This window comes from Bradyrhizobium tropiciagri (assembly GCF_018130505.1).
Taxonomy (GTDB): Bacteria; Pseudomonadota; Alphaproteobacteria; order Rhizobiales; family Xanthobacteraceae; genus Bradyrhizobium; species Bradyrhizobium tropiciagri_B.
In genome coordinates this window covers 307,761-329,005 of the sequence record NZ_JAFCKH010000007.1, presented here as the reverse complement: position 1 = coordinate 329,005, position 21,245 = coordinate 307,761, and the positions used below count along the sequence as shown (strand labels likewise).

At 65.3% G+C, this 21,245-nt stretch carries 23 protein-coding genes; 9 read left to right on the top strand and 14 right to left on the bottom strand.

Going from position 1 to position 21,245, the window contains the following annotated elements; all coding sequences use genetic code 11:
- Positions 1 to 747, bottom strand: coding sequence for an AAA family ATPase (locus JQ633_RS19835; RefSeq protein WP_249159504.1), 747 nt, complete (start codon positions 745 to 747; stop codon positions 1 to 3).
- 167 nt (positions 748 to 914) lie between these two features.
- Between JQ633_RS19835 and JQ633_RS19830 the strand changes: the two genes are divergently transcribed.
- On the top strand, positions 915 to 1,250 hold the full coding sequence (locus tag JQ633_RS19830) for a hypothetical protein (protein WP_211986740.1): 336 nt from the start codon (positions 915 to 917) through the stop codon (positions 1,248 to 1,250).
- Between the two features lie 171 nt (positions 1,251 to 1,421).
- On the opposite strand, the gene JQ633_RS19825 is transcribed toward JQ633_RS19830, so the two are convergent.
- The 4 genes from JQ633_RS19825 to JQ633_RS19810 all read right to left on the bottom strand — a co-directional run bounded on the left by JQ633_RS19825 (position 1,422) and on the right by JQ633_RS19810 (position 5,649).
- Entirely contained in the window at positions 1,422 to 2,297 is an 876-nt protein-coding gene (locus JQ633_RS19825; protein ID WP_211986739.1) for a PCC domain-containing protein, read from the bottom strand.
- A gap of 4 nt (positions 2,298 to 2,301) precedes the next feature.
- Positions 2,302 to 3,942 carry an acyl-CoA synthetase gene (locus tag JQ633_RS19820; RefSeq protein ID WP_211986738.1) on the bottom strand — a complete coding sequence of 547 codons (1,641 nt, stop codon included), beginning with the start codon at positions 3,940 to 3,942 and terminating at the stop codon, positions 2,302 to 2,304.
- Positions 3,943 to 4,134: 192 nt separating this feature from the next.
- Positions 4,135 to 4,536 (bottom strand): SPW repeat protein, encoded by a 402-nt coding sequence (locus JQ633_RS19815; protein WP_211986737.1) that lies wholly within the window; start codon positions 4,534 to 4,536, stop codon positions 4,135 to 4,137.
- 168 nt (positions 4,537 to 4,704) lie between these two features.
- Positions 4,705 to 5,649, bottom strand: a complete 945-nt coding sequence (locus tag JQ633_RS19810) for a tetratricopeptide repeat protein (RefSeq protein WP_211986736.1) — start codon at positions 5,647 to 5,649, stop codon at positions 4,705 to 4,707.
- Positions 5,650 to 5,749: 100 nt separating this feature from the next.
- On the opposite strand from JQ633_RS19810, the gene JQ633_RS19805 reads away from it, so the two are divergent.
- Positions 5,750 to 6,022 carry a GNAT family N-acetyltransferase gene (locus JQ633_RS19805; protein ID WP_211986735.1) on the top strand — a complete coding sequence of 91 codons (273 nt, stop codon included), beginning with the start codon at positions 5,750 to 5,752 and terminating at the stop codon, positions 6,020 to 6,022.
- Between the two features lie 11 nt (positions 6,023 to 6,033).
- Here JQ633_RS19805 and JQ633_RS19800 read toward each other — a convergent pair whose 3' ends face one another.
- Both JQ633_RS19800 and JQ633_RS19795 read right to left on the bottom strand, forming a co-directional pair.
- Positions 6,034 to 6,825, bottom strand: a complete 792-nt coding sequence (locus JQ633_RS19800; RefSeq protein WP_211986734.1) for a fumarylacetoacetate hydrolase family protein — start codon at positions 6,823 to 6,825, stop codon at positions 6,034 to 6,036.
- 102 nt (positions 6,826 to 6,927) lie between these two features.
- On the bottom strand, positions 6,928 to 7,338 hold the full coding sequence (locus JQ633_RS19795) for a DUF3597 domain-containing protein (RefSeq protein ID WP_211986733.1): 411 nt from the start codon (positions 7,336 to 7,338) through the stop codon (positions 6,928 to 6,930).
- A gap of 292 nt (positions 7,339 to 7,630) precedes the next feature.
- Here JQ633_RS19795 and JQ633_RS19790 point away from each other — a divergent pair, with 292 nt between their 5' ends.
- Both JQ633_RS19790 and JQ633_RS19785 read left to right on the top strand, forming a co-directional pair.
- Positions 7,631 to 8,539, top strand: a complete 909-nt coding sequence (locus JQ633_RS19790; RefSeq protein ID WP_211986732.1) for a DUF2189 domain-containing protein — start codon at positions 7,631 to 7,633, stop codon at positions 8,537 to 8,539.
- A 241-nt stretch (positions 8,540 to 8,780) separates the two neighbouring features.
- Positions 8,781 to 9,596 (top strand): lytic murein transglycosylase, encoded by an 816-nt coding sequence (locus JQ633_RS19785; protein WP_211986731.1) that lies wholly within the window; start codon positions 8,781 to 8,783, stop codon positions 9,594 to 9,596.
- A 77-nt stretch (positions 9,597 to 9,673) separates the two neighbouring features.
- Here the strand turns inward: JQ633_RS19785 and JQ633_RS19780 are convergent, their stop codons facing one another.
- A complete protein-coding gene (locus JQ633_RS19780) occupies positions 9,674 to 9,940 on the bottom strand; it encodes a hypothetical protein (RefSeq protein WP_211986730.1) in 267 nt (88 codons plus the stop codon).
- Between the two features lie 758 nt (positions 9,941 to 10,698).
- Here JQ633_RS19780 and JQ633_RS19775 point away from each other — a divergent pair.
- The 4 genes from JQ633_RS19775 (at position 10,699) to JQ633_RS19760 (ending at position 13,898) form a co-directional block, all read left to right on the top strand.
- Complete coding sequence (locus JQ633_RS19775; protein ID WP_016846063.1) at positions 10,699 to 10,851, top strand: DUF1127 domain-containing protein; 153 nt, start codon at positions 10,699 to 10,701, stop codon at positions 10,849 to 10,851.
- 141 nt (positions 10,852 to 10,992) lie between these two features.
- On the top strand, positions 10,993 to 12,426 hold the full coding sequence (gene trmFO / locus JQ633_RS19770) for a methylenetetrahydrofolate--tRNA-(uracil(54)-C(5))-methyltransferase (FADH(2)-oxidizing) TrmFO (protein ID WP_211986729.1): 1,434 nt from the start codon (positions 10,993 to 10,995) through the stop codon (positions 12,424 to 12,426).
- A gap of 5 nt (positions 12,427 to 12,431) precedes the next feature.
- Entirely contained in the window at positions 12,432 to 13,535 is a 1,104-nt protein-coding gene (locus tag JQ633_RS19765; protein ID WP_211986728.1) for a serine/threonine protein kinase, read from the top strand.
- 78 nt (positions 13,536 to 13,613) lie between these two features.
- Complete coding sequence (locus JQ633_RS19760; RefSeq protein ID WP_211986727.1) at positions 13,614 to 13,898, top strand: DUF1488 family protein; 285 nt, start codon at positions 13,614 to 13,616, stop codon at positions 13,896 to 13,898.
- Here JQ633_RS19760 and JQ633_RS19755 read toward each other — a convergent pair.
- From JQ633_RS19755 to yajC, 5 genes are read right to left on the bottom strand one after another with little or no spacing between them, the layout of a single operon-like run.
- On the bottom strand, positions 13,895 to 14,758 hold the full coding sequence (locus JQ633_RS19755) for a phytoene/squalene synthase family protein (protein WP_211986726.1): 864 nt from the start codon (positions 14,756 to 14,758) through the stop codon (positions 13,895 to 13,897). The two genes, JQ633_RS19760 and JQ633_RS19755, sit on opposite strands and share 4 nt — an antisense overlap.
- Positions 14,755 to 15,138 (bottom strand): Mth938-like domain-containing protein, encoded by a 384-nt coding sequence (locus tag JQ633_RS19750; RefSeq protein WP_211986725.1) that lies wholly within the window; start codon positions 15,136 to 15,138, stop codon positions 14,755 to 14,757. Before JQ633_RS19750 ends, JQ633_RS19755 begins: the two co-directional genes overlap by 4 nt.
- 5 nt (positions 15,139 to 15,143) lie before the next feature.
- Positions 15,144 to 16,181: a protein translocase subunit SecF gene (gene secF, locus JQ633_RS19745; RefSeq protein ID WP_211986724.1), complete on the bottom strand. Its 1,038-nt coding sequence runs from the start codon at positions 16,179 to 16,181 to the stop codon at positions 15,144 to 15,146.
- Positions 16,182 to 16,191: 10 nt separating this feature from the next.
- Positions 16,192 to 17,793 (bottom strand): protein translocase subunit SecD, encoded by a 1,602-nt coding sequence (gene secD / locus JQ633_RS19740; RefSeq protein ID WP_211986723.1) that lies wholly within the window; start codon positions 17,791 to 17,793, stop codon positions 16,192 to 16,194.
- A 35-nt stretch (positions 17,794 to 17,828) separates the two neighbouring features.
- Positions 17,829 to 18,188 (bottom strand): preprotein translocase subunit YajC, encoded by a 360-nt coding sequence (gene yajC, locus JQ633_RS19735; RefSeq protein WP_211986722.1) that lies wholly within the window; start codon positions 18,186 to 18,188, stop codon positions 17,829 to 17,831.
- Between the two features lie 191 nt (positions 18,189 to 18,379).
- On the opposite strand from yajC, the gene JQ633_RS19730 reads away from it, so the two are divergent.
- On the top strand, positions 18,380 to 19,357 hold the full coding sequence (locus JQ633_RS19730) for an ATP-binding protein (RefSeq protein ID WP_211986721.1): 978 nt from the start codon (positions 18,380 to 18,382) through the stop codon (positions 19,355 to 19,357).
- A 408-nt stretch (positions 19,358 to 19,765) separates the two neighbouring features.
- Here JQ633_RS19730 and JQ633_RS19725 read toward each other — a convergent pair whose 3' ends face one another.
- Positions 19,766 to 21,148: a peptidoglycan DD-metalloendopeptidase family protein gene (locus tag JQ633_RS19725; protein ID WP_211986720.1), complete on the bottom strand. Its 1,383-nt coding sequence runs from the start codon at positions 21,146 to 21,148 to the stop codon at positions 19,766 to 19,768.
- Positions 21,149 to 21,245 lie beyond the last annotated feature (97 nt).

Below are 21,245 nucleotides of genomic sequence, written 5' to 3'. Positions count from 1 at the left end.
CTAATCCGCAGCCTCCGTCAGTGCGTCCGCGACAAATCCCTCCGGGTCCTCACAGAACGCGCGCATCAGTTTGTAGTGATCGGTGCTTTTCAAGCCGATCGGCTCCAACCCGCCTCTCGTCAGCCGCAGCAACGTTGCGTTGGGATAGGCCATCAGAACAGGTGAATGCGTGGCCATGATGACCTGGCAGTGACCGATGTCATGCATCCGGTGCAGCAATTTCAAGAATTCGATCTGGCGCGACGGCGACAGCGCGGACTCCGGCTCGTCGAAGATGAAGATGCCCTGCCGCTGGCAGCGCTCCTCGAAAAAGCGCAGAAAACCTTCGCCGTGGGAATGCGACAGGAAATTGGGCGGCAACGCGCTGACGTCCATCGCCGCCTCGTCGAGATAGCGCGCCACCGAGAAGAAGCTTTCAGCGCGGAAGAACCAGCCATTGGTGATCCTGGGCAGCCAGCTGCCGCGCAGCGCCGAGGCCAGCGAGCCGCCCATTTTCTCCAGCGCTCTGGAATGGTCGACCGGCCGGTAGCCTTTGCCGCCGCCGGCGTCATCGAAGCCGGCCATCACGGCGATGCCTTCCAGTAGCGTCGATTTGCCGGTGCCGTTCTCGCCGACGATGATGGTGATCGCGCTGTCGAAGGACAGCTCGAAATCGTCACGCAGCAGCGGCAAGACGAATGGATAGACATTACGGTCTGGAATGCGCGCCGGATCGAGCCAGACGCGCTTCAGATACGGCGCCGGCATATTGATCGTGAGGTTTCGCCGCGCCACTTCCCACCCCAGTACGTCACGCAATTGCTGCGATACAATCGCAGATTGGGTTGACCGCGTCAAGAACGTAACAAGAACATCTTGCCACAGGGATCGGGACGGGCCTTCCGCCGTTCGTGCTGAAGCCCTCGCAATTGGAAATGACCGACACTATGGCAGGCACCGCCTACGCCCTTTTCCGCACGGCGATCAGCACCGAACACCAAATCGTCTGCAGCTACGACGGCAAGCCGCGCGAGCTCTGCCCGCACATCATCGGCCGCAACAAAAGCGGCGAGGAAGTCGTGCTTGCGTGGCAGTTCGCCGGCGAGAGCTCCGGCGAGGTGCCGCAATGGCGCTGCCTGCGGCTCGCCAATGTCAGCGACATCAGCCTGCGCAAGGGCCGGTGGCACGAGGGCGGCTCGCATCGCAGCGCGCAGACCTGCGTCAGCGAGATCGACCTCGACATCAACATTCACGTGCGCAAGCGGCGGTAGCGCCGAGCCTGCATCCCAGCCACCGCCGTCATCGCCCGGCTTGACCGGGCGATCCAGTACGCCGCGGCGTTTGGGCTCAAGCACGACTGCCTCTGGAATACTGGATCACCCGGTCAAGGCCGGGTGATGACGCCGCGTTGTGTGGCAGGCTATGCGGCGAAAGCTTGCCGGCTACACCCGCTCCGCCTCCTCCAGCACTTCGAGCACGAGCTCCATCGTCATCAGCACCGGGTTGTCGCCACGCACCAGGTGGCCCTCGGCGGTGCCGCCGAGATAGTCGACCAGCGCGACATCGAGGCTGGCGCGCAGGCGCCGGTTGGCATCGGGCGCGACCTGGCCCGCGGTCACCGCGAGTTCGGTCGCGAACGGCACCACGCTGTTTCCGTCACTGAAGACGGCGCCGATGGTCGAGCCGACGCCGCCATGCAGCCGCGCGCGCAAGATGCCGTGCTGGCGGCAGAAGCCCTCCAGCGCGCCGGAAACATCCTGGTTGGGCCGCAGCCGCAGCGCAAAAGCGCGGCTGGTGGTCTTCACATCCGCCGGGGCTGCCGCGACCGGACCGAACAGCTTGAAATTGGTCTCGCTGTCGGGCTCGGCCAGGAACATCGCGCCGTCGATGCCGAACGCGCTGACCTCGAACGGCTCGGCCACCATCGTCTCCTCCGGCAGCATGTGTCCGCCGTTGAAGCGGCCGTCGGCTTCGGTCCATAAGCCATGGCAGTGAAAGAACGGCGCGCCGTCGCGCATGCCAAAGGTCAGCGCCGCGAGTTTCAGCCGCGTGACGCCGGCGGGGCGAAACGTTTCGCTGTAGAACGCGGCGTTGGCGCCGTCCTTCGACAGCGCCGGCATCACGTAAGCGAATGGTCCGAGCGCCCCGCCCTTCGCACTGAGCACGCCGCTGGAAAAGCCCTCCGACGCAAAGCCGCGGCGGACAGCCTCGAGCAAGGGAATGCCGGCTTCGAGCACGCATGAAAAGGTGCGGCCGCGGGCCGCGACCCATTGGATGCGCTCGGCAAGCGGAGCGCCGGGCTGGGCGATGCTGCGCATCGCCTCACGCGCCCGTCGATTTGGCGATCACTTCGAGCAGCCCGCGCGCCTCGAGCTCGTCGCGGATCAGCCGCTTCGGCACCTTGCCGTAGCCGGACTTCGGCAGCGCCTCCCAGAAGAAGAAGCGCTTCGGCATCTTGTAGCGCGGCACCTTGGGCGCGAGATAGGCCGCCAGCTCCGCCTCGCCCACGGCATCGGCGCCCTCGCGCGCGACGCAGACCGCGACGCCGACCTCGCCCCAGAAAGGGTCGGGCACGCCCAGCACGGCAACCTCGCCGACCGCGGGATGGGTCAGGATCTTCTCCTCGATCTCGCGCGGATAGATGTTGGAGCCGCCGGAGATGTACATGTCGGAGGCGCGGCCGGTGATGTAGACAAAACCCTCCGCGTCGATGTGGCCGAGATCGCCGGTGCGGAACCAGCCGTCGCGAAACGCCTTCGCATTGGCTTCGGGGTTGTCGTAGTAGCCGGCGAATACGCCGGGGCCAATCACGCAGATCTCGCCGGTCTCGAACGGCTTCAGCGAGCGGCCATCATCGCCCTGGATCGAGACCTGCATGCCGGTGCGCTCGAACCCGCAGGTGCCGATCCGCGCATGCGGACCGTCCTCGGGATGATGCAACGCCGGCGGCAGCACGGTGATGTTGCCAGTGACCTCGCCGAGGCCGAAATACTGCACCAGCACGCCGCCGAGCTTCGCCAGCGCCGACTTCTGATCCTCGCGATACATCGGCGCGCCGGCATAGATGATGTAGCGCAGCGAGGAATGGTCGTGCTGGTCGGCGGCAGGATGCTCGACCATCATCTTCAGGATGGTCGGCACGGTGAACATGTTGCTGACGCGGTGCCTCGCGATCAGCCGGAACGCCTCCGCGATATCGAACTTCTCGGAGGGCAGCAAAATGGTCGGCACGCCGCGCGCGGTCTGCACCAGCTGATGCACGCCGGCACCATGTGACAGCGGCGCCACCACGAGCGAGGCGTCGTCCTCGGTGGTGCCGGGCATCAGGTCGGCGAGATGGTTGGTGATCACGAACGCCATCTGGCCATGCGTCAGCACCGCCGCCTTGGAGCGGCCGGTGGTGCCGGAGGTGAAGAAGAACCAGCAGGGATCATCGTACTCGACCGGCGTGTTCTCGACGTCGGCACCGGCGTGCCTGGCGATGACGTCGCCGACCGTTGCCTCGCCGAAGCTGCCCTCCTCGCCGATCCGCCAGGTGAATTCGAGCGCGGGATTGGCTGCGGCCCTGGCATGCTCGGGGAAGTCGGCGTGGCACAGGAATGCCTTGGCGCCGGAGGCTGTCGCGAGATAGGCGACCTCGTCGGGCATCAGGCGGAAATTGGTCGGCACCCAGACCGCGCCGAGCCGGAACGCCGCGAACATCGACCAGAACATCTCGTCGCAGTTCTTGGAGTGCACCAGGATGCGGTCGCCCTTGACGATGCCGCGCGCGGCGAGCGCCGCAGCCAGCGCCGAGACGTTCTGGTCGATGTGGCGCCAGGACCAGGCCTTCTCGTTCCAAATGAAGCCGGGGCGATCGCCGTGGCGGCGGGCGTTCTGGGTCAGGATGTAGGCGAGGTTCATCACCCGGCGCGACACCCGCGCGATGCCACCGCGCGGCGCGGTCGAGGCCGTTCCGCTCATCGCCACCCCGCCGATACGCGCAACACACTGGGCAGGGTCAGAACGGTCATCAGCTGTTTCCTCGGTCGAGACCGGGCGTCTTCAAGCGCCGCAAGGGGGATCATGCGACCCGGTTTATCGCCAAGCCGCAGCCTCCCGCAAGGCCCCCGCGACGCCCGCAGTCCCAAGGCCGAAGACCAAACGTCGCTCCGGCTACTGCGGATGCTTGGCCAAGTCCTGATCGCTCAGGTTCCAGTCCTGCCAGAGCTGCAGGGCGCCGAGCACCACGACCAGCGCGCCGAGGGCGATGTGCCAGAGCTGCAGCGCCTGATCGCCGGCATAGCCGAGCACGAACGGCGATGCCATCAGCCAGAGCCCGAGCACGATGCTCGCCACCTCCTCCCAGCGCTGCAGCGCGACATATTCGAGCTGGGCGACGCCCAGCACCAGCATGCCGATCACGAAGCAGTTGAGGATCAGGTGGCTGCGCTCGACATCGACGCTATCGCTAGCCTGTAGCGGAAACCAGGGGGAGACCATGATCAGCACGCCCAGCAGCATGCCGACCCAGTCCTCCCAGGGACGGTGTATTCTGAAGAAACGCATGTCCGACATGACGAACCTCCTCCGAAAAGGGGCATACGTCGGCGGCCGGCAAACCCATTCCGTATCAGACGACCATCCGGCCGCAGCGGGGGCGTATGTCTGAGATCAAACGTAATCGAACCGCATCCGCCCGCAAGGCCTGACCGCGGTGTGCGATGCGGCAACGGCGGCCGAGCGTCATCGCGTCGCGCCGAGCCTTGCCAGCGCCTCCTGCGCGCTCTTGAGGTCAGGGCTGAGCTCCAGCGCCTTGCGCAGGTCGGCCGCGGCGCCCTGCCTGTTGCCGATCCGCAGCTTGGCCTGGCCGCGGTTGTTCCAGGAGTAAGCGTCATTCGGATCGTATTGCAGCGCCTTGTCGTAGTCCGCGATCCCGCCCTTGTTGTCGCCCTGGAACAGGCGGATCATGCCGCGGTTGCGCCAGCCCCGCGCGTCGGTCGGCGCGATCCTCGCCGCCTCGCCATAGTCGGCGGCGGCGCGGTCGAGCTGCTCGGTATCGCGATAGACATTGCCGCGGTTGATATAGGCGAGCACGCTGGGCTCGAGCTTGATCTCGGTCGTGAAGTCAGCGATCGCATGCGCGGCGTCGCGCTTGCGGTAGTAGAGAAAGCCGCGATTGCCGTAGGCGATCGCAAGCTTCGGGTTGTGCTTGATCGCGAGGTCGAAGTCCGCCAGCGCGTGGTCGAAATCGCCCTTGTTGAAAAAGGCGTCGCCGCGATTGTTGTAGGCCAGCGCGAAAGCGGGATCGATGCGGATCGCCTCGTCATAGTCGGCGATCGCATGGTCGAGGTCCTTCTTGAAGGCGTAGACGCGGCCGCGGTTGGTATACGCGCAGGCATAGGCCGGATCGAGTTTGATTGCCTCGTTGAGGTCGGCCAGCGCCGCATCAAGCTCGCGCTTCTCGGTCAGGCCGTGGCCGCGATTGCAATAGGCCGCCATGAGCCGCTTGCCGGTCTCGGTCCGGCCCTCGATCACCGCGTTGCAGGCCGCCACGCGGTCGCCGGGCGACGTTGCCTGGCCGACACAGGCCTGCCAGCTCGGGTCATCGCCGGCCCAGGCTCGAGGTGCGGCGGAGGTCGTCAGGGCGGCGCCGAGCAAAACGGCGGTCAGGCCAGCCAGAATGCGCATATCGTCAATCCACAAATGCTAATTTGCGGATTGGTCGCAGCTTTGCGCCGACGGGTTCACGCGCTTACATCAGGCCGGGAGAATCAACCGGGAATATTCGATGACTATCGTGCGCGACAACAAGGCCCAGAACCGCTTCGAGCTCGACACCGAGGGCGGCCTCGCCTTTGCGAATTACCGGCAGGCGCCGTCGACCGTGATCATCACTCACACCGAGACCCCGCTTGCGCTGCGCGGCCGCGGCATCGCGTCGGAGCTGGTCAGGGGCGCGCTGGAGCTGATCCGCGCCGACGGCCACAAAGTGGTCGCCGGCTGCGGCTTTGTGGTCGACTACCTGCGCAAGCATCCGGAATATGCAGACATCGCAGGCTGACGCAGGATCGCTCAGACGATCTTGATCGACATGTCCGGCAGGCCTTCGAGCTTGCACAGCAGCACGTCACCCTTGACGACCGGACCGACATTTTCCGGCGTGCCGGAATAGATGATATCGCCGGCCTTCAGCTCGAACGCTTCCGAGAGCTTTGCAATCTGCTCGGCGACGCTCCAGATCATGTTCTTCAGGTCTGAGTTCTGCCGCACCGTGCCGTTGACCGCGAGCGAGATCGCGCCCTGGGTGAAGTGACCGGTCTTGCTCGCCGGATGGATCGGCCCGAGCACGGCGGCATGGTCGAAGCTCTTGCCGATCTCCCATGGCTTCTTCTCGGCGGCCATGCCGTTCTGCAGATCGCGCCGGGTCATGTCGAGGCCGAGCGCGTAGCCATAGACGTGCTCCAGCGCCTTGTCGGCGGGGATGTTGCTGCCGCCGGATTTCAGTGCCGCCACCAGTTCGACCTCGTGGTGATAGTTCTTGGTCAGCGACGGATATGGATGATCGGCGACCGCGCCGATCGCGACGTTCTGGATCGCGTCGGTCGGCTTCTGGAAGAAGAACGGCGGCTCGCGGGTCGGATCGGAGCCGCGCTCGATCGCGTGCGCCGCGTAGTTGCGCCCGATGCAGTAGATGCGGCGGACCTGGAACACCTCGGCTTCACCGACGATCGGGATCGTCACCGCCGGGATCGGAAACATCGCCTTCGGTCCGGCCTGCGCCCTGGCCGGCGCGGATTGCGCGGCGGCGCCGGCCAGCACCAGGGCGCCGGTCGTCAGCATGGTCCGGCGGTCGAGATCAGTCATGGGCATTCTCCTTGTTGTTGTTGGCTGATCTATAGATGCTCCCTGCCCCATAAAAAAGGGCCCGCGCTGCGGCGGGCCCTCTTGGTGTCTGAAGCGGTGCCGTCAGTGCTTGATGTCCGGCGGCAGCTTGCCGCCATTGGCGGCGAGCTTGGTCATCACCTGCTTGTGCAGCCAGATGTTCATGCTGGCGGAGTCGTTGGTGTCGCCGGTGTAACCGAGCTCCTTGGCGAGCTCCTTGCGGGCCGACAGGCTGGAGTCGATGTCGAGCGCCTTCATCAGGTCGACGATCGAGGTGCGCCACTCCAGCTTCTCGCCCTTCGCGGCGACCGCCTTGTCGAGGATGGGAGCGACGTCGACGGTCTGGGCGGGAGCAGCCGCAGGCGCGGCGGCGGGAGACGATGCGCTGCCGGCGGATCCACCGGCGGGAGCTGCGCCCGCAGCCGCCCCGCCAGCAGGTGCAGCGCTCGCGCTGCTGCCGAAGATCGCGCCCATGATTTTTCCGAAAATGCTCATCGTTCGCTCCCACTGGACTTGAATGATGTGAAGGCCGGACGGCGCTGGCACGTCCGACCGCGGTCGCAGCTAAAACTGTACCGTCCCTTCCATAGCTTGCCAATGCGACATTCACTTGAGCGTGAAAGCCTTTGGCCCGGCGCGGTTTGGGTGTACCCTTCGTCGTACAGTTCGCGACATGGCCAGTTCCTGCTTTGTCTTTCGCGTCTGGCTCTGCTCGTGATCGCTACGAGAGCGGCACGCTTGTGCCCGTGTGCGGGCGCAAGATGCGGCCGCCAGGGAGACAACGACCATGGCCACGTCATATCAAGGCAATGTCACAACGGTCACGGAGAGCGGGCAAGGCGCGTCTGCGCCCGTGATCCGGACCATCGGCCTGTCCGATCTGCATCAAGCGCTGCGGCTCGGCTGGGAGGACTTCAAGGCGGTCCCGACGCACGCCATCGTCCTGTGCCTGATCTATCCCGTGCTCGGCCTCGTGCTGGCGCGCACGGTGCACGGATATTCCGTGCTGCCCCTGCTGTTTCCACTCGCCGCGGGCTTCGCTCTGCTCGGCCCGTTCGCGGCGCTCGGTCTCTACGAGATGAGCCGCCGCCGCGAGAACGGCGAGGAACCCTCCGCGTGGGACGCCATGCAGGTGACCCGCTCGCCGTCGTTCGGGGCGATGCTCGGGGTCGGCACGCTGCTGTTCGCGCTGTTCGTGACCTGGATCGCCACCGCACAGGCGATCTATACGGCGGCGTTCGGCTACGAGACCGCGGCCAACGTTCCCGACTTTGCCGAGCGCATTCTGACCACCTCGCAAGGCTGGTGGCTGATCGTGGTCGGCTGCGGCGTCGGCTTCCTGTTCGCGTTGGTGGCGCTTTGCATCAGCGTGGTGGCTTTCCCGATGATGCTCGACCGCCAGGCAACGGCCGGCGCAGCGATGTCGATGTCGATGCGCGTCGTCGCGCAAAATCCGGTGCCGATGCTGGCCTGGGGTCTGATCGTCGCCGTGCTGCTGGTGCTGGGGACGATTCCGTTCTTCCTCGGCCTCGCCGTGGTGGTGCCGCTGCTGGGTCACGCCACCTGGCATCTGTATCGCGCGGTCATCGTCAAGGATCCGAATGCGCGGCCGGTGATTCCTGAAGCGCGCGAGCGCAAGCCGGCGGCCGATTTCCCGGCCAACCTTTTCCCGTGGCGCCGGAGCGATCGCAGCTAGGCACCTGCCCCGATCGTGAGCAGTCCGGGTTCGACATCAGCCGCCGGCCACCCTCGGCCGGCGGTTTTTCGTCGCACGTCGCGCTTTAGGCGGCCGTCAACCGGATGTGAAGTTTGCTGGGCTATCCGAGGAACGACGGGCCGGATACGGGCCTTGTTTTGGCCGCGGTTGCTGCGAACATGCACGCCGGGTTCCGCGACCAATGTCGATCACAGCGCAGCCTTTCGGAGTGAACGACCCTATGACCTCTCGCCTTTCCTTTTCGACGATCGCCCTCGGTGCCTTGCTCGTGACATCGGTGGCGCCGGCGCTGGCTGCCCCCTGCGGCACCGGGACGTTCGAGGCCTGGCTCGACGACTTCAAGAAGGAGGCTGCGGCCAAGGGTATCTCGCAGAACGCGATCCAGGCCGGGCTTTCCGGCGTCACCCAGGACAAGGCGATCCTGACGCGCGACCGCTCCCAGCAGGTGTTCAGCCAGACCTTCGAGCAGTTCTCGGGCCGCATGGTGCCACCGCGCCTGACCCGCGGCTCCGACATGCTGAAGCGCTACGGCTCGGTGCTGTCGCGGGTCGAGGAGACCTACGGCGTGCCGCCGGAAATCCTGGTCGCGATCTGGGGACTGGAAACCGATTTCGGCGTCAACACCGGCAAGTTCTCGACCATTCGCTCGCTGGCGACGCTGGCCTATGACTGCCGCCGCTCCGACATGTTCAAGGCCGAGATGCTCGATGCGCTGCGCATCGTCGATCGCGGCGATCTCACGCCGCAGGAGATGCGCGGCGCCTGGGCCGGCGAGCTCGGCCAGACCCAGTTCATGCCGTCGTCCTACATCAAGTTCGCGGTCGACTTCGACAACAACGGCAAGCGCGACCTGTTGCACAACGTGCCCGACGTGCTCGCTTCCACGGCGAATTTCCTGAAGAGCTACGGCTGGAAGAAGGGCAAGGATTGGGAGCCCGGCAGCGAGAATTTCGCGGTGATCCAGCAGTGGAACAAGAGCGAGATTTACGCCAAGACCATCGGCTATTTCGCCACCCAGCTGGCGCGCGCGCCGTAGCGCATTTTCGCGCAAGGCGGCGGCAAGTCAAAGGGCCGATCGCCCCAGGCGACCGGCCCTTATCGCATTGTACAAACTTACTTCGCCATGCTGGCGTGCGCAGCCTTGCTCAGATGCATGCCGCATTCGCCCATCCGGCCATTGAGCATCGCATCCTGAGCCAGCGACATCTCCCGCTCCGCCGCGAATTTGACCTCGCTATCGGCCATCGCTTCGATGGCGGATTCGGTCTTGCCGAGATTGTCACCGCTGCAGCCGACGCCGCCGCGCTTGGCGGCGTGAGCGGGAACGACAGCGCAAGCAACGGCAGCCACTGCGGCTGCGCCGATCAATGTTTTGATCATGGGAATTATCCATCTTTTTTCTTAAGCAGAAACCAGCGTGATTGCGGAATCTGCGAAATGATTATTCGCCTGTTCCCCGCAGCGTTCAGAATGAAATCCGCGCGATGCAAACGTGATGAGCGCCGCACGCGCATCGCGCATGCGTTGCATAGCATTTTGATTACATGTCGGTAAGGAAGGGCGCTGCGATCGCGTCTGGCGTTGCGCGTAGTTTCAATGCATTGCTGAATGTTTCGCGATTATGATATTCAGCAATACATCCTGAGCGAGAATGCTCGTTCGAGCGCGAACCCGCGCCTCTTACCGATGGCAATACCTTCATCGTCAATGCGACGTATTGCCGCCCGGCTCGCCTACTCCCGAGCTACACCATAAGATGAATTAATGATCATTCTTATGCGATCCGAATGCATGCGAATCACGCATGGAACCTAGTGCATCCAGGATGGGACAGAGGACAACCACGGCTTGATTTTCCGGTCCTTGATTACCACCTTCTCTTCAACGCGCGAGAGCACGATATCCCACACAAGCCGTTGATTTAGCGAATATTCCCTTCTAACTCGCAGCTCGGTCGGAACTTCGTTCCTCTGACCTCCCGGCGAGGACCGAAAGCTTTAATCAAATCTTAGCGGCGTCATGCATTCTAGGCTTAGCTGCATCGCAACATCGGAACTACTGCAATGCACAATCTCATCTATATTCATTTCAACGATTTGGCCTCGGAAGGGCTGAATCAGAACTACTAGGAGACTACCATGTTGCTCTCGCTCATCCGCATGATCCAGGCTTTCCGGGATTATCAGCGCAATGTCAGCGAATTGTCCCAGCTCAGCGATCGCGAGCTGGCCGATATCGGCCTCGATCGTTCGGACATCCCGCGCGTTGCTGCCGGCACCTACAACGGCTAATCGCCGAGAAGCCATCTGAATGACGGATAACGCCCGCTCCTGCAGCGGGCGTTGTCGTTTTCAGTGGCCTTCCGTGCCGACGGCATCGCTTTGGGTTCGGTTTCAGATGCATAGGGGAGCGAAACGCGCTAACGCTGCGCGATGACACTGCATCACTCCTCTTCCCAACCCGTGCACATCGTGGGCGCGGGGCTCGCCGGCTCGGAAGCGGCCTGGCAAGTCGCCAATTCCGGCGTCCGCGTGGTCCTGCACGAGATGCGCCCGCAGCGGATGACCGAAGCGCACCGCACCGACGGCTGCGCCGAGCTGGTCTGTTCGAATTCGTTCCGCTCGGACGACGCCGCCAATAACGCCGTCGGGCTGCTGCACGCCGAGATGCGGCGGCTGGGCTCGCTGATCATGCGGTCGGCCGACGCCAACCAGGTGCCCGCCGGAGGCGCGCTGGCAGTCGACCGCGACGGCTTCTCGGCCGCCGTCACCAAGGCGCTGCACGATCATCCGCTGATCGAGATCAGCCGCGAGGAAGTCGCGGGCCTGCCGCCGGCGGACTGGAGCAACGTTGTCGTCGCGACCGGCCCCCTCACCTCGGCACCGCTTGCCGACGCGATCAGGCAGCTGACCGACGAGAGCGCGCTGGCGTTCTTCGACGCGATCGCGCCGATCGTGCACAGGGATTCCATCGACATGTCGGTGGCCTGGTTCCAGTCGCGCTACGACAAGGTCGGTCCCGGCGGCACCGGTGCCGACTACATCAACTGCCCGATGACCAAGGAGCAGTACGACGCCTTCGTCGCGGCGCTGCTCGAGGGCGAAAAGGTCGACTTCAAGGATTGGGAGACCAACACGCCGTATTTCGACGGCTGCCTGCCGGTCGAGGTGATGGCGGAGCGCGGCCACGAAACGCTGCGCCACGGCCCGATGAAGCCGGTGGGGCTCACCAACCCGCACAATCCGACCGTGAAGCCGTATGCAATCGTCCAGCTGCGGCAGGACAACAAGCTCGGCACGCTCTACAACATCGTCGGCTTCCAGACCAAGCTGAAGCATGGCGCGCAGCAGCGCGTGTTCCGGGCCATCCCGGGGCTCGAGAACGCCGAGTTCGCACGTCTCGGCGGCCTGCATCGCAATACCTTCCTCAACTCACCGAAGCTGCTCGATGCGCAGTTGCGCCTGCGCGCGCAACCGCGGCTGCGCTTCGCGGGGCAGATGACGGGCTGCGAGGGCTATGTGGAATCGGCCAGCGTCGGTCTGATCGCAGGGCTCTGCGCCGCGTCGGATGCGCGAGGCCTCTCGTTGACGCTGCCGCCGGCGACGACCGCGCTTGGCGCCCTGCTCGGCCACATCACCGGCGGCCATATCGAGACGATCGAGAGCGGCCCGCGCTCGTTCCAGCCGATGAACATCAATTTCGGCCTGTTCCCGCCGCTCGCCAGTCCGCCGACCAAGAAGCCGGACGGCTCACGGCTGCGCGGCAACGAGAAGACGGTCGCCAAGAAGCAGGCGATCAGCGCCCGGGCGCTCGCCGATCTCGATCATTGGATCGCAGAGCACCTGCGCATCGCAGCGGCGGCCTGACCATCATGAGCCTGCCGAAAGACGACGCGGCCACGCTGTCGGCGCGATGGAGCCAGGGCGTGCTGCTCAAGCGCGACGTGTTTTCCACCGTCGAGCGCGGCCGCTTCCGCGGCGCTGACGGCGAGGTCGAGGGCGTGCTGCGCCGGCTCGATCAGGTGCCGTTCTGGTCGTTCGGCCTCGCGCTGCATCTGTTCTGGCGCGAGCGCCGCGCGCTGACGCTGGCGCGCGATCTCGACATCGGCCCGAAACTGCTGTGGGCCGGACGGCGCGCGCTGGTGCGCGGCTTCATCGACGGCGTGGCGCTGCATCTGGCAAAGCCACACGGCGACCTCGCCTATTTCCGCTCCGCCAAGGCGGCGCTGCGCAAGCTGCATCGCGCCGGCATCTGCCACAACGACCTCGCCAAGGAGCAGAACTGGCTGGTTGGCCGCGACGGCCGCGCCTACGTCACCGACTTCCAGCTCGCCGCCTGCTTCAAGACCCGGAGCCGGCTGTTCCGCATCGCCGCCTATGAGGATCTGCGCCATCTGTTGAAGCACAAGCGCAGCTACGCGCCGGAGGCGCTGACGCCGAAGGAGCGCAAGGTGCTGGCGCGCAAATCGCCGTTCGCCAGCATCTGGCTCATGACCGGCAAGAAGGTCTACCAGGCAATCACCCGCGGCATCTTCAACTTCACCGACCGCGAGGGCGGCGGCCGCCGGCTGGTCAACGATGCGCCCGTGCTGGTCGACCTGATCCGCAGGAATCCCGCCGTGCGCGACACCGCGATCGTCGCCTTCGCCGATCGCCGTGTCGGCGTCGGGCTCTACGCGTTCGTGGAAGCCGATCAGTCGGCGCTGGAGAAGACTCTGCACAACGAGCTCGCTGCAGCGAAAGGCGTCAAGCCGCCGGAGCACATCCAGATCGTGCACGCGCTGCCGCGCGATGCCGCGGGCAAACCGCGCACCGAGATCCTGCAGCTCGTCGCGATGAACCAGATCGACCTGATCGAACCGATGATGCGCAGCGATGCCGACCGGGAATTCCTCAAGGACATTCTCGAGCAGCGAAAGAATCTGCGCGACCGCTTCAATTTCGAAGTGGCCGAGATGGATCGCGCGTCCCGCTGAAGCGTGCTGCAGCCCTCGACAAACAGGCCGCGAAACCCCACTGTTGCAGCGAGGTAGCGCGCTCAAGGGACTCGTTTCATGCCACTGACCCGTGGCCGTATCGGCGGCTATGATTCCGAACGCCTGGCGTTCGGTTTCACCATGATGAACGGCGATCAGGAAATCGAATGCCAGATCAGCGATGCCGCAATGGACGAATTGGCCGGGACACGGGGAACGCCGAGCATGGCGCGCCAGGCCCAGTTCATCGCGCTGCGCGATACCATCGAACGGATCGCATCCGACATCTTCGACAGTAGTCCGATCGTCAAGGGCACGACGATCCGGATATTCACCAAGCACATTCCAAAGCAACAGAGCTAGCCGCCGAACTCCCTGGTGCGTGCGGCGCGCCACAATGTCCAGAGCACGCGCAGCCGCGATGCCGGCTTCGGAACGAACGGATCGTAGTCGGCACTCGCCATCCGCGCGAGTTCGCGCCGGACATGCGCCAGCGGCAGGAAGACGCGCCTTGCTTCGGGCGGAACATCGGCAAGCAGATCGAACGCGGTCTTCAGATGGCTCTGCGCCTCGCCTGCGAGCTGCGCGACCGACGCGCGGATCGCCGGCGTCGGCTTGCCGGCAAAGACCTCCTCGGTGCTGCTGCCATGCTGCTGCAGGATCTGCAGCGGCAGGAACAGTTGCTGCCGCGAGGCGTCCCGCCCCAGACTCGCGATCACCTGCGCCATGCCCTGCGCGAGGCCGGCGTGTCGCGCCAGATGATCGATCGCCTCCGACGGCCGCGCCATCACCCGCGCGGCGAGCACGAACAGCGCCGAGGCCGTGGCGTCGAGATAGTCCTCGAGCGCGGCCAGCGTCGGCATCGGATCATTGTAGAGATCGAACTGGTGCTCCTCGACCAGGCGCGACAGCTGTGAGACCGGCAGCCGATGCTCGCGGATCGTGTGCAGCAGTTCGGCCGCGACCGGATTGCCCTCGATGCTGCCGTGCTCCGTGCCCGCCAGCATGTCGGTCCACCATTGCAGCCGCATCTCGCCGGGCAGCGGCTGGCTGACCAGTTCATGCACCCGCGAAACCTCGACGTTGAAGGCGCAGATCGAAAGCAGCGCGCGGCGCGCCTCGCCGGGCACGAACAAGGTCGGCGCATAGCGCACGAAATCATGGGTCCGCACCAGATCGGCGCAGATCGTCGCGCCGTCCTTCGGTGCGTCGGTCGTCGTCATGGCACGGCGATCAGCGCCGCCGCGACGCGCCGCCGCTCGCCCAGCATGACGTTGTAGGTGCGGATCGCGGGGCCGGTCTGCATGGCATCGAGCACCACCCGGACCGCTCGAAGGGCCTCGCGCAGCGCCTTGGGCGGTATCCAGACCTCGGTGCCGCTGCCGACGATCAGCGTGTCGATCGCATTCGCGGCTGCGAACACCTTTTGCAGCGCATATTCGTCGATCTGCTGCGGGCTCGTCACGGGCCACGCCCACATCGAATCCGGCAGACACAGCAGCGAGCCACGATGCGACATATCGGCGAATGCGAAGCCGCCTTTGCCGTAGGCTTCGATCGGCGCCGACCTCGGAAGATGGGGGGCGTCCGAGGGGTTGGTCATGACCGCTACTTCTTGGCTGCCGCGTCCGGCTTCTTCTCGGCCGCCTTCTCGACCGCCTCCGCCGCCTCGCCCCGTGTGGTGTGAACGCCGAGATAGATCAGGATCGGCGCCGCGATGAAGATCGAGGTGTAGGTGCCGACCAGCACGACGCCGAACATCATCACCGCGGTGAAGCTGTGGATCGCCGTGCCGCCGAACAACAGCAGCGCGAGCAGCGCCAGGGTGACGGTGACGTGGGTGATGATCGAGCGCGACAGCGTCGAATTGATCGATTCGTTGAGCAGTTGCGGCATCGGCATCTTCTTGTAGCGCCGCAGCATCTCGCGGATACGGTCGTAGATGACGACGGTATCGTTGAGTGAATAGCCGAGAATCGTCAGCAGCGCCGCGATACTGGTCAGGTCGAAATCGACCTGGGTGATCGACATGAAGCCGATCGTGAGCACGATGTCGTGGACGTTGGCGATCATGGCGCCGAGCGCGAACTGCCACTCGAAGCGGAACCAGAGATAGATCAGGATGCCGATGATCGCGAACATCAGGCCGAGCATGCCGTAGGCGAGCAGCTCGCCGGAGACGCGCGGTCCCACCACTTCGACGCGGCGATAGTCGACGGAATCGCCGAGCGCGCCGCGTACCTTGGTCACCGCATCCTGCTGCGCCTTGTCGCCGCCGGGCTGTTCGGCGACGCGGATCAGCACTTCGGCCGGCCCGCCGAACTGCTGCAACTGCACCTCGCCGAGGCCGAGGCCGCTCAGGGTCGTGCGCATCGCCGCGATATCGGCGGTGCCGGACTTGGCCCTCACCTCCAGCAGCGTGCCGCCCTTGAAGTCGATGCCGAAATTCAGCCCGTGGGTGAAGAACAGCGTGATCGCGAGGATCGAGAGCAGCGCCGAGACCGGGAAGCTGATGCGGCGGAACCGGGTGAAGTCGAAATGCGTGTCGTCGGGCACGATGCGCAACGACGGCATCAGGCCGAGCGCCGCGACCACGGTGAGCACGGCGATCAGGACGCCAAGGCCGATGAGAACGTAATGAGTCACAACAGGCCTCTCAGATCGGCACGGTTTGCGGCCGCTTCCAGCGCACCCACGCGGCGACGATCAGGCGCGTCATCGTGAAGGCGGTGAACACCGTGGTGATGATGCCGATGCCGAGCGTCACGGCAAAGCCGCGCACCGGTCCGGTGCCGATGTAGAACAGCACCGCGGCGGCGATGAAGGTGGTGATGTTGGAGTCGAGGATGGTGGCGAGCGCCCGCTTGAACCCGGCGTCGATCGCCGAGATCGCGTTGCGGCCGCCGCGCAATTCCTCGCGGATGCGCTCATAGATCAGCACGTTGGAATCGACCGCGATGCCGACCGTCAGCACGATGCCGGCGATGCCGGGCAGTGTCAGCGTGGCATTGAGCAGCGAGAGCAGGCCGAAGATCATCGCGACGTTGATCACCACCGCGATGTTGGCGAACACGCCGAACAGCCGGTAGGTCACCAGCATGAACACGATGACCAGGATCGAGCCGACATAGGCCGCGAGCTCGCCCTTCTCGATCGAGTCCTGGCCGAGGCCGGGACCGACCGTGCGCTCCTCGACCACGGTCAGCGGCGCCGGCAGCGCGCCGGCGCGCAGCAGGATGGCAAGATCGTTGGCCGACTGCACCGTGAAGCTGCCCGAGATCTGGCCCTGGCCGCCGGTGATCGGCTCGCGGATGACCGGCGCTGAGATCACCTTGTTGTCGAGCACGATCGCAAACGGCAGCCCGACATTCTCCGAGGTCGCCTGCGCGAACTTGCGGGCGCCGGAGGTATTGAACTTGAAGCTGACGATCGGCTCGCCGGTGCGCTGGTCGAAGCCGGGCTGCGCGTCGGTCAGGTCGCCGCCGGACACCAGCACCTGCTTCTTGACGACATACGGCACCGGTGGCGGCGACGCGCTGGTCAGGAGTTCGGAGTCGGGCGGCACCCGGCCCTGCTGGGCCTGGTCGGGCGACACCGAGGTGTCGACCATGCGGAATTCCATCTTCGCGGTCTTGCCGAGCAGTTCCTTGAGCCGCGTCGGGTCCTGCAGGCCCGGCACCTGCACCAGAATGCGGTCGGCGCCCTGGCGCTGGATCACCGGTTCGACGGTGCCGAGCTCGTTGACGCGCCGTTCGACGATCTGGATCGACTGCTCGATGGTCTTCCGCATGCGGTCGAGCATCGCCGCCTGCGTTACCGTCAGCCGGATCACGCCGCCGCCGGCATCGGTCACTTCGAGATCGCGCTGGCCGCTCGATCCCATCAGGCCGCCGATCGGCTGCGCGAGGTCGCGCAGCTTGGACAGCGCGGTCTGCGCCTCGGTATCCCTGGTGATGCGGACCTCGACGGCGTCGTTGCGCGTGGCAAGGCCGGTATAGGCGATCTTGGCGTCGCGCAGCACGCGCCGCACGTCATCGCGAACGGCGTCCAGCCGCTCCTTCTTTACATAGTTGCCGTCGACCTCGAGCAGCAGATAGGAGCCGCCCTGCAGGTCGAGGCCGAGCACGAGACGCCGCTGCGCCCAGGCCGGCCAAGTTTTGACCTGCGACTCGGGAAAGAAGTTCGGCACGGCGCACAGGCAGACCACCAGCGCCGTGATAATGATCGCCAGCGCCTTCCACCGCGTGAAATACAACATGGAGTTGACCTGTCAGATTCCAGAAGACGCACCGATCACTTCGCGGGCGACTCGTCCTTGGCGTCGCCCTTCGCCGGCTCGCCCTTGGCGCGCACGCCGGAGATCATCTGCCGCATCTGCCGGACCCGGATGCCGTCCGAGATCTCGAACTCGACCTGATCGTCGTCGACCACCTTGGTCACCTTGCCGACGAGGCCGCCCGAGGTCACGATGGTGTCGCCGCGACGGATGTTCTTCACGAGATCGGCGTGATCGCGCACCTTCTTCTGCTGCGGGCGAAGAATCAGGAAGTACATGATGACGAAGATCAGCGCGAACGGCAGCAGCGACATCAACATGCTGTTGGCATCGCCGCCGGCTCCAGCAGCCTGGGCAAACGCAGGAGTAATCAGCATTCGGACGATCCTCGGGTAAGACGGAAAAGGACCGGCAGCGCCCTCTGTCCCAGGGGCGGTACGGCGGTCCGGACAAATTCGCGCGGACTATAGCGGCCGCGGTCCCAATTGCAACGTTAACGGCTGTCCATTTAGGGCGCTTGCGGGAGGAGCGCCAGCCCGATAAGGCTGCGCCGTCAGGAACTGGAAAAATGCCGAAAAAAGCCAACAAAACAGCCAGCAGAACCGCGTCCAAAGCCGTTGCCAAGACAGCCGCAAAAGCCGCGACAAAAAGCCCGGCAAAGCCGCTCGACGGCGCCACGGCCGAACGGATCGCAACCGCCCTTGAGAGCATCGCCCTCCTGCTCGCGACCGCGTCCGCGGACATGGAGCCCGAGCCGGCCGAGGAGCTCTCCGCCGCCGACGCCTTCGTCTGGCATCCTGATGGCCGCCTCACCCCGGTGCCGCGCGTTAGCCGGGTCGAGATCGGCCTGCTCAAGGGCGTCGACCGGATGCGCGACATCCTGATGGAGAACACCGAGCGCTTCGCCAATGGCCTCCCCGCCAACAATGCGCTGCTGTGGGGCGCGCGCGGCATGGGCAAGTCGTCGCTGGTGAAGGCTGCGCATGCCTCGCTCAACGTCGATCGCAAGCCGGCCGACCGGCTGAAGCTGATCGAGATCCACCGCGAGGACATCGAGAGCCTGCCCGGCCTGATGGAGCTTTTGCGCAGCTCCGCGTTCCGCTTCATCGTGTTCTGCGACGACCTCTCGTTCGATGGCAACGACGCGTCCTACAAGTCGCTGAAGGCGGTGCTGGAAGGCGGTATCGAGGGACGGCCGGACAACGTCATCCTCTACGCGACCTCTAACCGGCGCCATCTTCTGGCGCGCGAGATGATCGAGAACGAGCGCTCGACCGCGATCAATCCGGGCGAAGCGGTCGAGGAAAAGGTATCGCTGTCGGATCGCTTCGGCCTCTGGCTCGGCTTCCACCGCTGCAGCCAGGACGAGTACCTGGCGATGGTGACGGGCTATTGCGACCATTACGGCATCAAGCTCGCCGCCGACGAGCTCGAGCGCGAGGCGCTGGAATGGTCGACCACCCGCGGCTCGCGCTCCGGCCGCGTGGCCTGGCAGTTCGTGCAGGAGTTGGCCGGGCGCCTCGGCGTGCGGCTGAGCGGGAAGTAGCGCGTCGCACCACGCATGACACGTCGTAGCCCGGATGGAGCGAAGCGAAATCCGGGAACGGTGCCGCCTCGACGAAAGACCCCGGATTGCGCTTCGCTCCATCCGGGCTACGCAGCTGTCATCCTCCGCGAAAGCGGGGGATCCAGTACGCCGCGGCCTATCGATTTGAAATGAACGTCTCTGGCATACTGGATCGCCCGGTCAAGCCGGGCGATGACACCTTCAGTGGTGATGCAGTTCGTAGCCCGGATGGAGCGCAGCGCAATCCGGGGCACATGCATCGCGAAGAGACCGGCCCCGGATTTCGCTTCGCTGCATCCGGGCTACGCTTCCGAGCAAAACAAAACGGGGAAGGTTTGCACCTCCCCCCTTGTCTTCGTTGTGAGCATTGGAAGTGCGACGCGTACCTTACGCGCCGTTGAGAAACTGGAGCGGGTCGACCGGCGACGAGCCCTTGCGGATCTCGAAGTGGAGCTGCGGCGAGCCGACCTCGCCTGACTGTCCGGACTTCGCGATCACCTGACCGCGCTTGATGGTATCGCCGCGCTTCACCATGATCTCGCTCGCATGGGCGTAGGCGGTGACGTAACCGTTGGAGTGGCGGACCAGCACCAGGTTGCCGTAGCCCTTCAGCTCGCTGCCCGAATAGGCGACGACGCCGTCTTCGGCGGCCTTCACGGGCGTGCCCTCGGGCACCGCGACATTGATGCCGTCATTGACCTTGCCGTTGGTCTTGGAGCCGTAGGCGGTGATGACCTTGCCGCGCACCGGCCAGCGGAAGGTCGGCAATGCGCCGGTGGCCTCGCTCGACTTGGTGACGACGGGAGCTTCTGCCGCCGCGGCAGGCTGTTCGACATTCGCCGTCGGCTGCGCCAGGCGGGCGCTCTGCTGCGGCAGTGCGGTTGCGACCACCTTCGGAGCCGCCACCGCCGGTACCGGCGCGGCCGCTGCGACCGGCGCAGGCGCAACGACTGGTGCCGCGGCTGCGACCGCCGCCGTCTTTGCGCCGGGCACCGTGAGCTTCATGCCCGGGCTCAGCCGCGCCGTCAGGTCGAGGTGATTGGCGCGCGCCAGATCAGTCACCGGGATGTGGTGCTGGCGGGCGATGCTGTGCAGCGTATCGCCGCGATTGACATAGTGCAGCCCGGCAGGCGCGGCGGCCACCGCAACCGGCTTGGCGGCCGGCGCGGCCATCACGGGCGCGGCCGCTGTTGCGGTCGGATGCGGAATGATCAGCTGCTGTCCGGGCGACAGCGCGCGCGGCCCCTTGTAGCCGTTGGCACGCAGGATATCCGCCTTGGAGACATTGTAGCGCTTCGAGAGGATATCCAGCGTGTCGCTGGTGCCGACGATGATCTTGGTGTCGCGACCGGCGTGCGCTGCCGCGGCCGAATGCGGAACCGTGCCGGTGGATTCGATCTGCGGACGCGCCGGGGGCGGCGTGTAGGACGCGAGCCCGCGCCCTCCTCCGGAGACGCCACCGCCTCCGCCGGACACCGGATAGGATTGCGGAGCCGCGGCGACCGGCGGCGGCAACGGCTGCGAATGATACTGTGAATATTGCGGCTGCGATTGCGGCCTCGAATATTGCGGCAGCTCGCGCGGCGGTTGCTGCTGCGGCACCGCGCCGGTCGGCTGCGGATCGAAGGCGAACGGATTTTGCGAATATGAGTTTTGCGAGAAGCGCGACGACATGTCGGCGCTGCAACCGGCAAAAGCCACGGACATCAGCGCCAGCACCGCGACCTGCGGCACGCGACGCGAGCGAAGCAACTCGACAACCCCAGACATGGTTACTCACTCGTACGCAACAAAAGACTGTTTTGAGTAAACACGTAGCGAGTAAATAACCGCTTAACCCTGCGAATAAGGCGTTGGCGCCAAGCCG

What these genes read in the sequence shown, in the direction of transcription:
- JQ633_RS19835 (WP_249159504.1), bottom strand. Translation starts at nt 747, where the DNA reads ATGCCGGCGCCGTATCTGAAGCGCGTCTGGCTCGATCCGGCGCGCATT.
- JQ633_RS19830 (WP_211986740.1), top strand. Translation starts at nt 915, where the DNA reads ATGACCGACACTATGGCAGGCACCGCCTACGCCCTTTTCCGCACGGCG.
- JQ633_RS19825 (WP_211986739.1), bottom strand. Translation starts at nt 2,297, where the DNA reads ATGCGCAGCATCGCCCAGCCCGGCGCTCCGCTTGCCGAGCGCATCCAA.
- JQ633_RS19820 (WP_211986738.1), bottom strand. Translation starts at nt 3,942, where the DNA reads ATGAGCGGAACGGCCTCGACCGCGCCGCGCGGTGGCATCGCGCGGGTG.
- JQ633_RS19815 (WP_211986737.1), bottom strand. Translation starts at nt 4,536, where the DNA reads ATGTCGGACATGCGTTTCTTCAGAATACACCGTCCCTGGGAGGACTGG.
- JQ633_RS19810 (WP_211986736.1), bottom strand. Translation starts at nt 5,649, where the DNA reads ATGCGCATTCTGGCTGGCCTGACCGCCGTTTTGCTCGGCGCCGCCCTG.
- JQ633_RS19805 (WP_211986735.1), top strand. Translation starts at nt 5,750, where the DNA reads ATGACTATCGTGCGCGACAACAAGGCCCAGAACCGCTTCGAGCTCGAC.
- JQ633_RS19800 (WP_211986734.1), bottom strand. Translation starts at nt 6,825, where the DNA reads ATGACTGATCTCGACCGCCGGACCATGCTGACGACCGGCGCCCTGGTG.
- JQ633_RS19795 (WP_211986733.1), bottom strand. Translation starts at nt 7,338, where the DNA reads ATGAGCATTTTCGGAAAAATCATGGGCGCGATCTTCGGCAGCAGCGCG.
- JQ633_RS19790 (WP_211986732.1), top strand. Translation starts at nt 7,631, where the DNA reads ATGGCCACGTCATATCAAGGCAATGTCACAACGGTCACGGAGAGCGGG.
- JQ633_RS19785 (WP_211986731.1), top strand. Translation starts at nt 8,781, where the DNA reads ATGACCTCTCGCCTTTCCTTTTCGACGATCGCCCTCGGTGCCTTGCTC.
- JQ633_RS19780 (WP_211986730.1), bottom strand. Translation starts at nt 9,940, where the DNA reads ATGATCAAAACATTGATCGGCGCAGCCGCAGTGGCTGCCGTTGCTTGC.
- JQ633_RS19775 (WP_016846063.1), top strand. Translation starts at nt 10,699, where the DNA reads ATGTTGCTCTCGCTCATCCGCATGATCCAGGCTTTCCGGGATTATCAG.
- trmFO (WP_211986729.1), top strand. Translation starts at nt 10,993, where the DNA reads ATGACACTGCATCACTCCTCTTCCCAACCCGTGCACATCGTGGGCGCG.
- JQ633_RS19765 (WP_211986728.1), top strand. Translation starts at nt 12,432, where the DNA reads ATGAGCCTGCCGAAAGACGACGCGGCCACGCTGTCGGCGCGATGGAGC.
- JQ633_RS19760 (WP_211986727.1), top strand. Translation starts at nt 13,614, where the DNA reads ATGCCACTGACCCGTGGCCGTATCGGCGGCTATGATTCCGAACGCCTG.
- JQ633_RS19755 (WP_211986726.1), bottom strand. Translation starts at nt 14,758, where the DNA reads ATGACGACGACCGACGCACCGAAGGACGGCGCGACGATCTGCGCCGAT.
- JQ633_RS19750 (WP_211986725.1), bottom strand. Translation starts at nt 15,138, where the DNA reads ATGACCAACCCCTCGGACGCCCCCCATCTTCCGAGGTCGGCGCCGATC.
- secD (WP_211986723.1), bottom strand. Translation starts at nt 17,793, where the DNA reads ATGTTGTATTTCACGCGGTGGAAGGCGCTGGCGATCATTATCACGGCG.
- yajC (WP_211986722.1), bottom strand. Translation starts at nt 18,188, where the DNA reads ATGCTGATTACTCCTGCGTTTGCCCAGGCTGCTGGAGCCGGCGGCGAT.
- JQ633_RS19730 (WP_211986721.1), top strand. Translation starts at nt 18,380, where the DNA reads ATGCCGAAAAAAGCCAACAAAACAGCCAGCAGAACCGCGTCCAAAGCC.
- JQ633_RS19725 (WP_211986720.1), bottom strand. Translation starts at nt 21,148, where the DNA reads ATGTCTGGGGTTGTCGAGTTGCTTCGCTCGCGTCGCGTGCCGCAGGTC.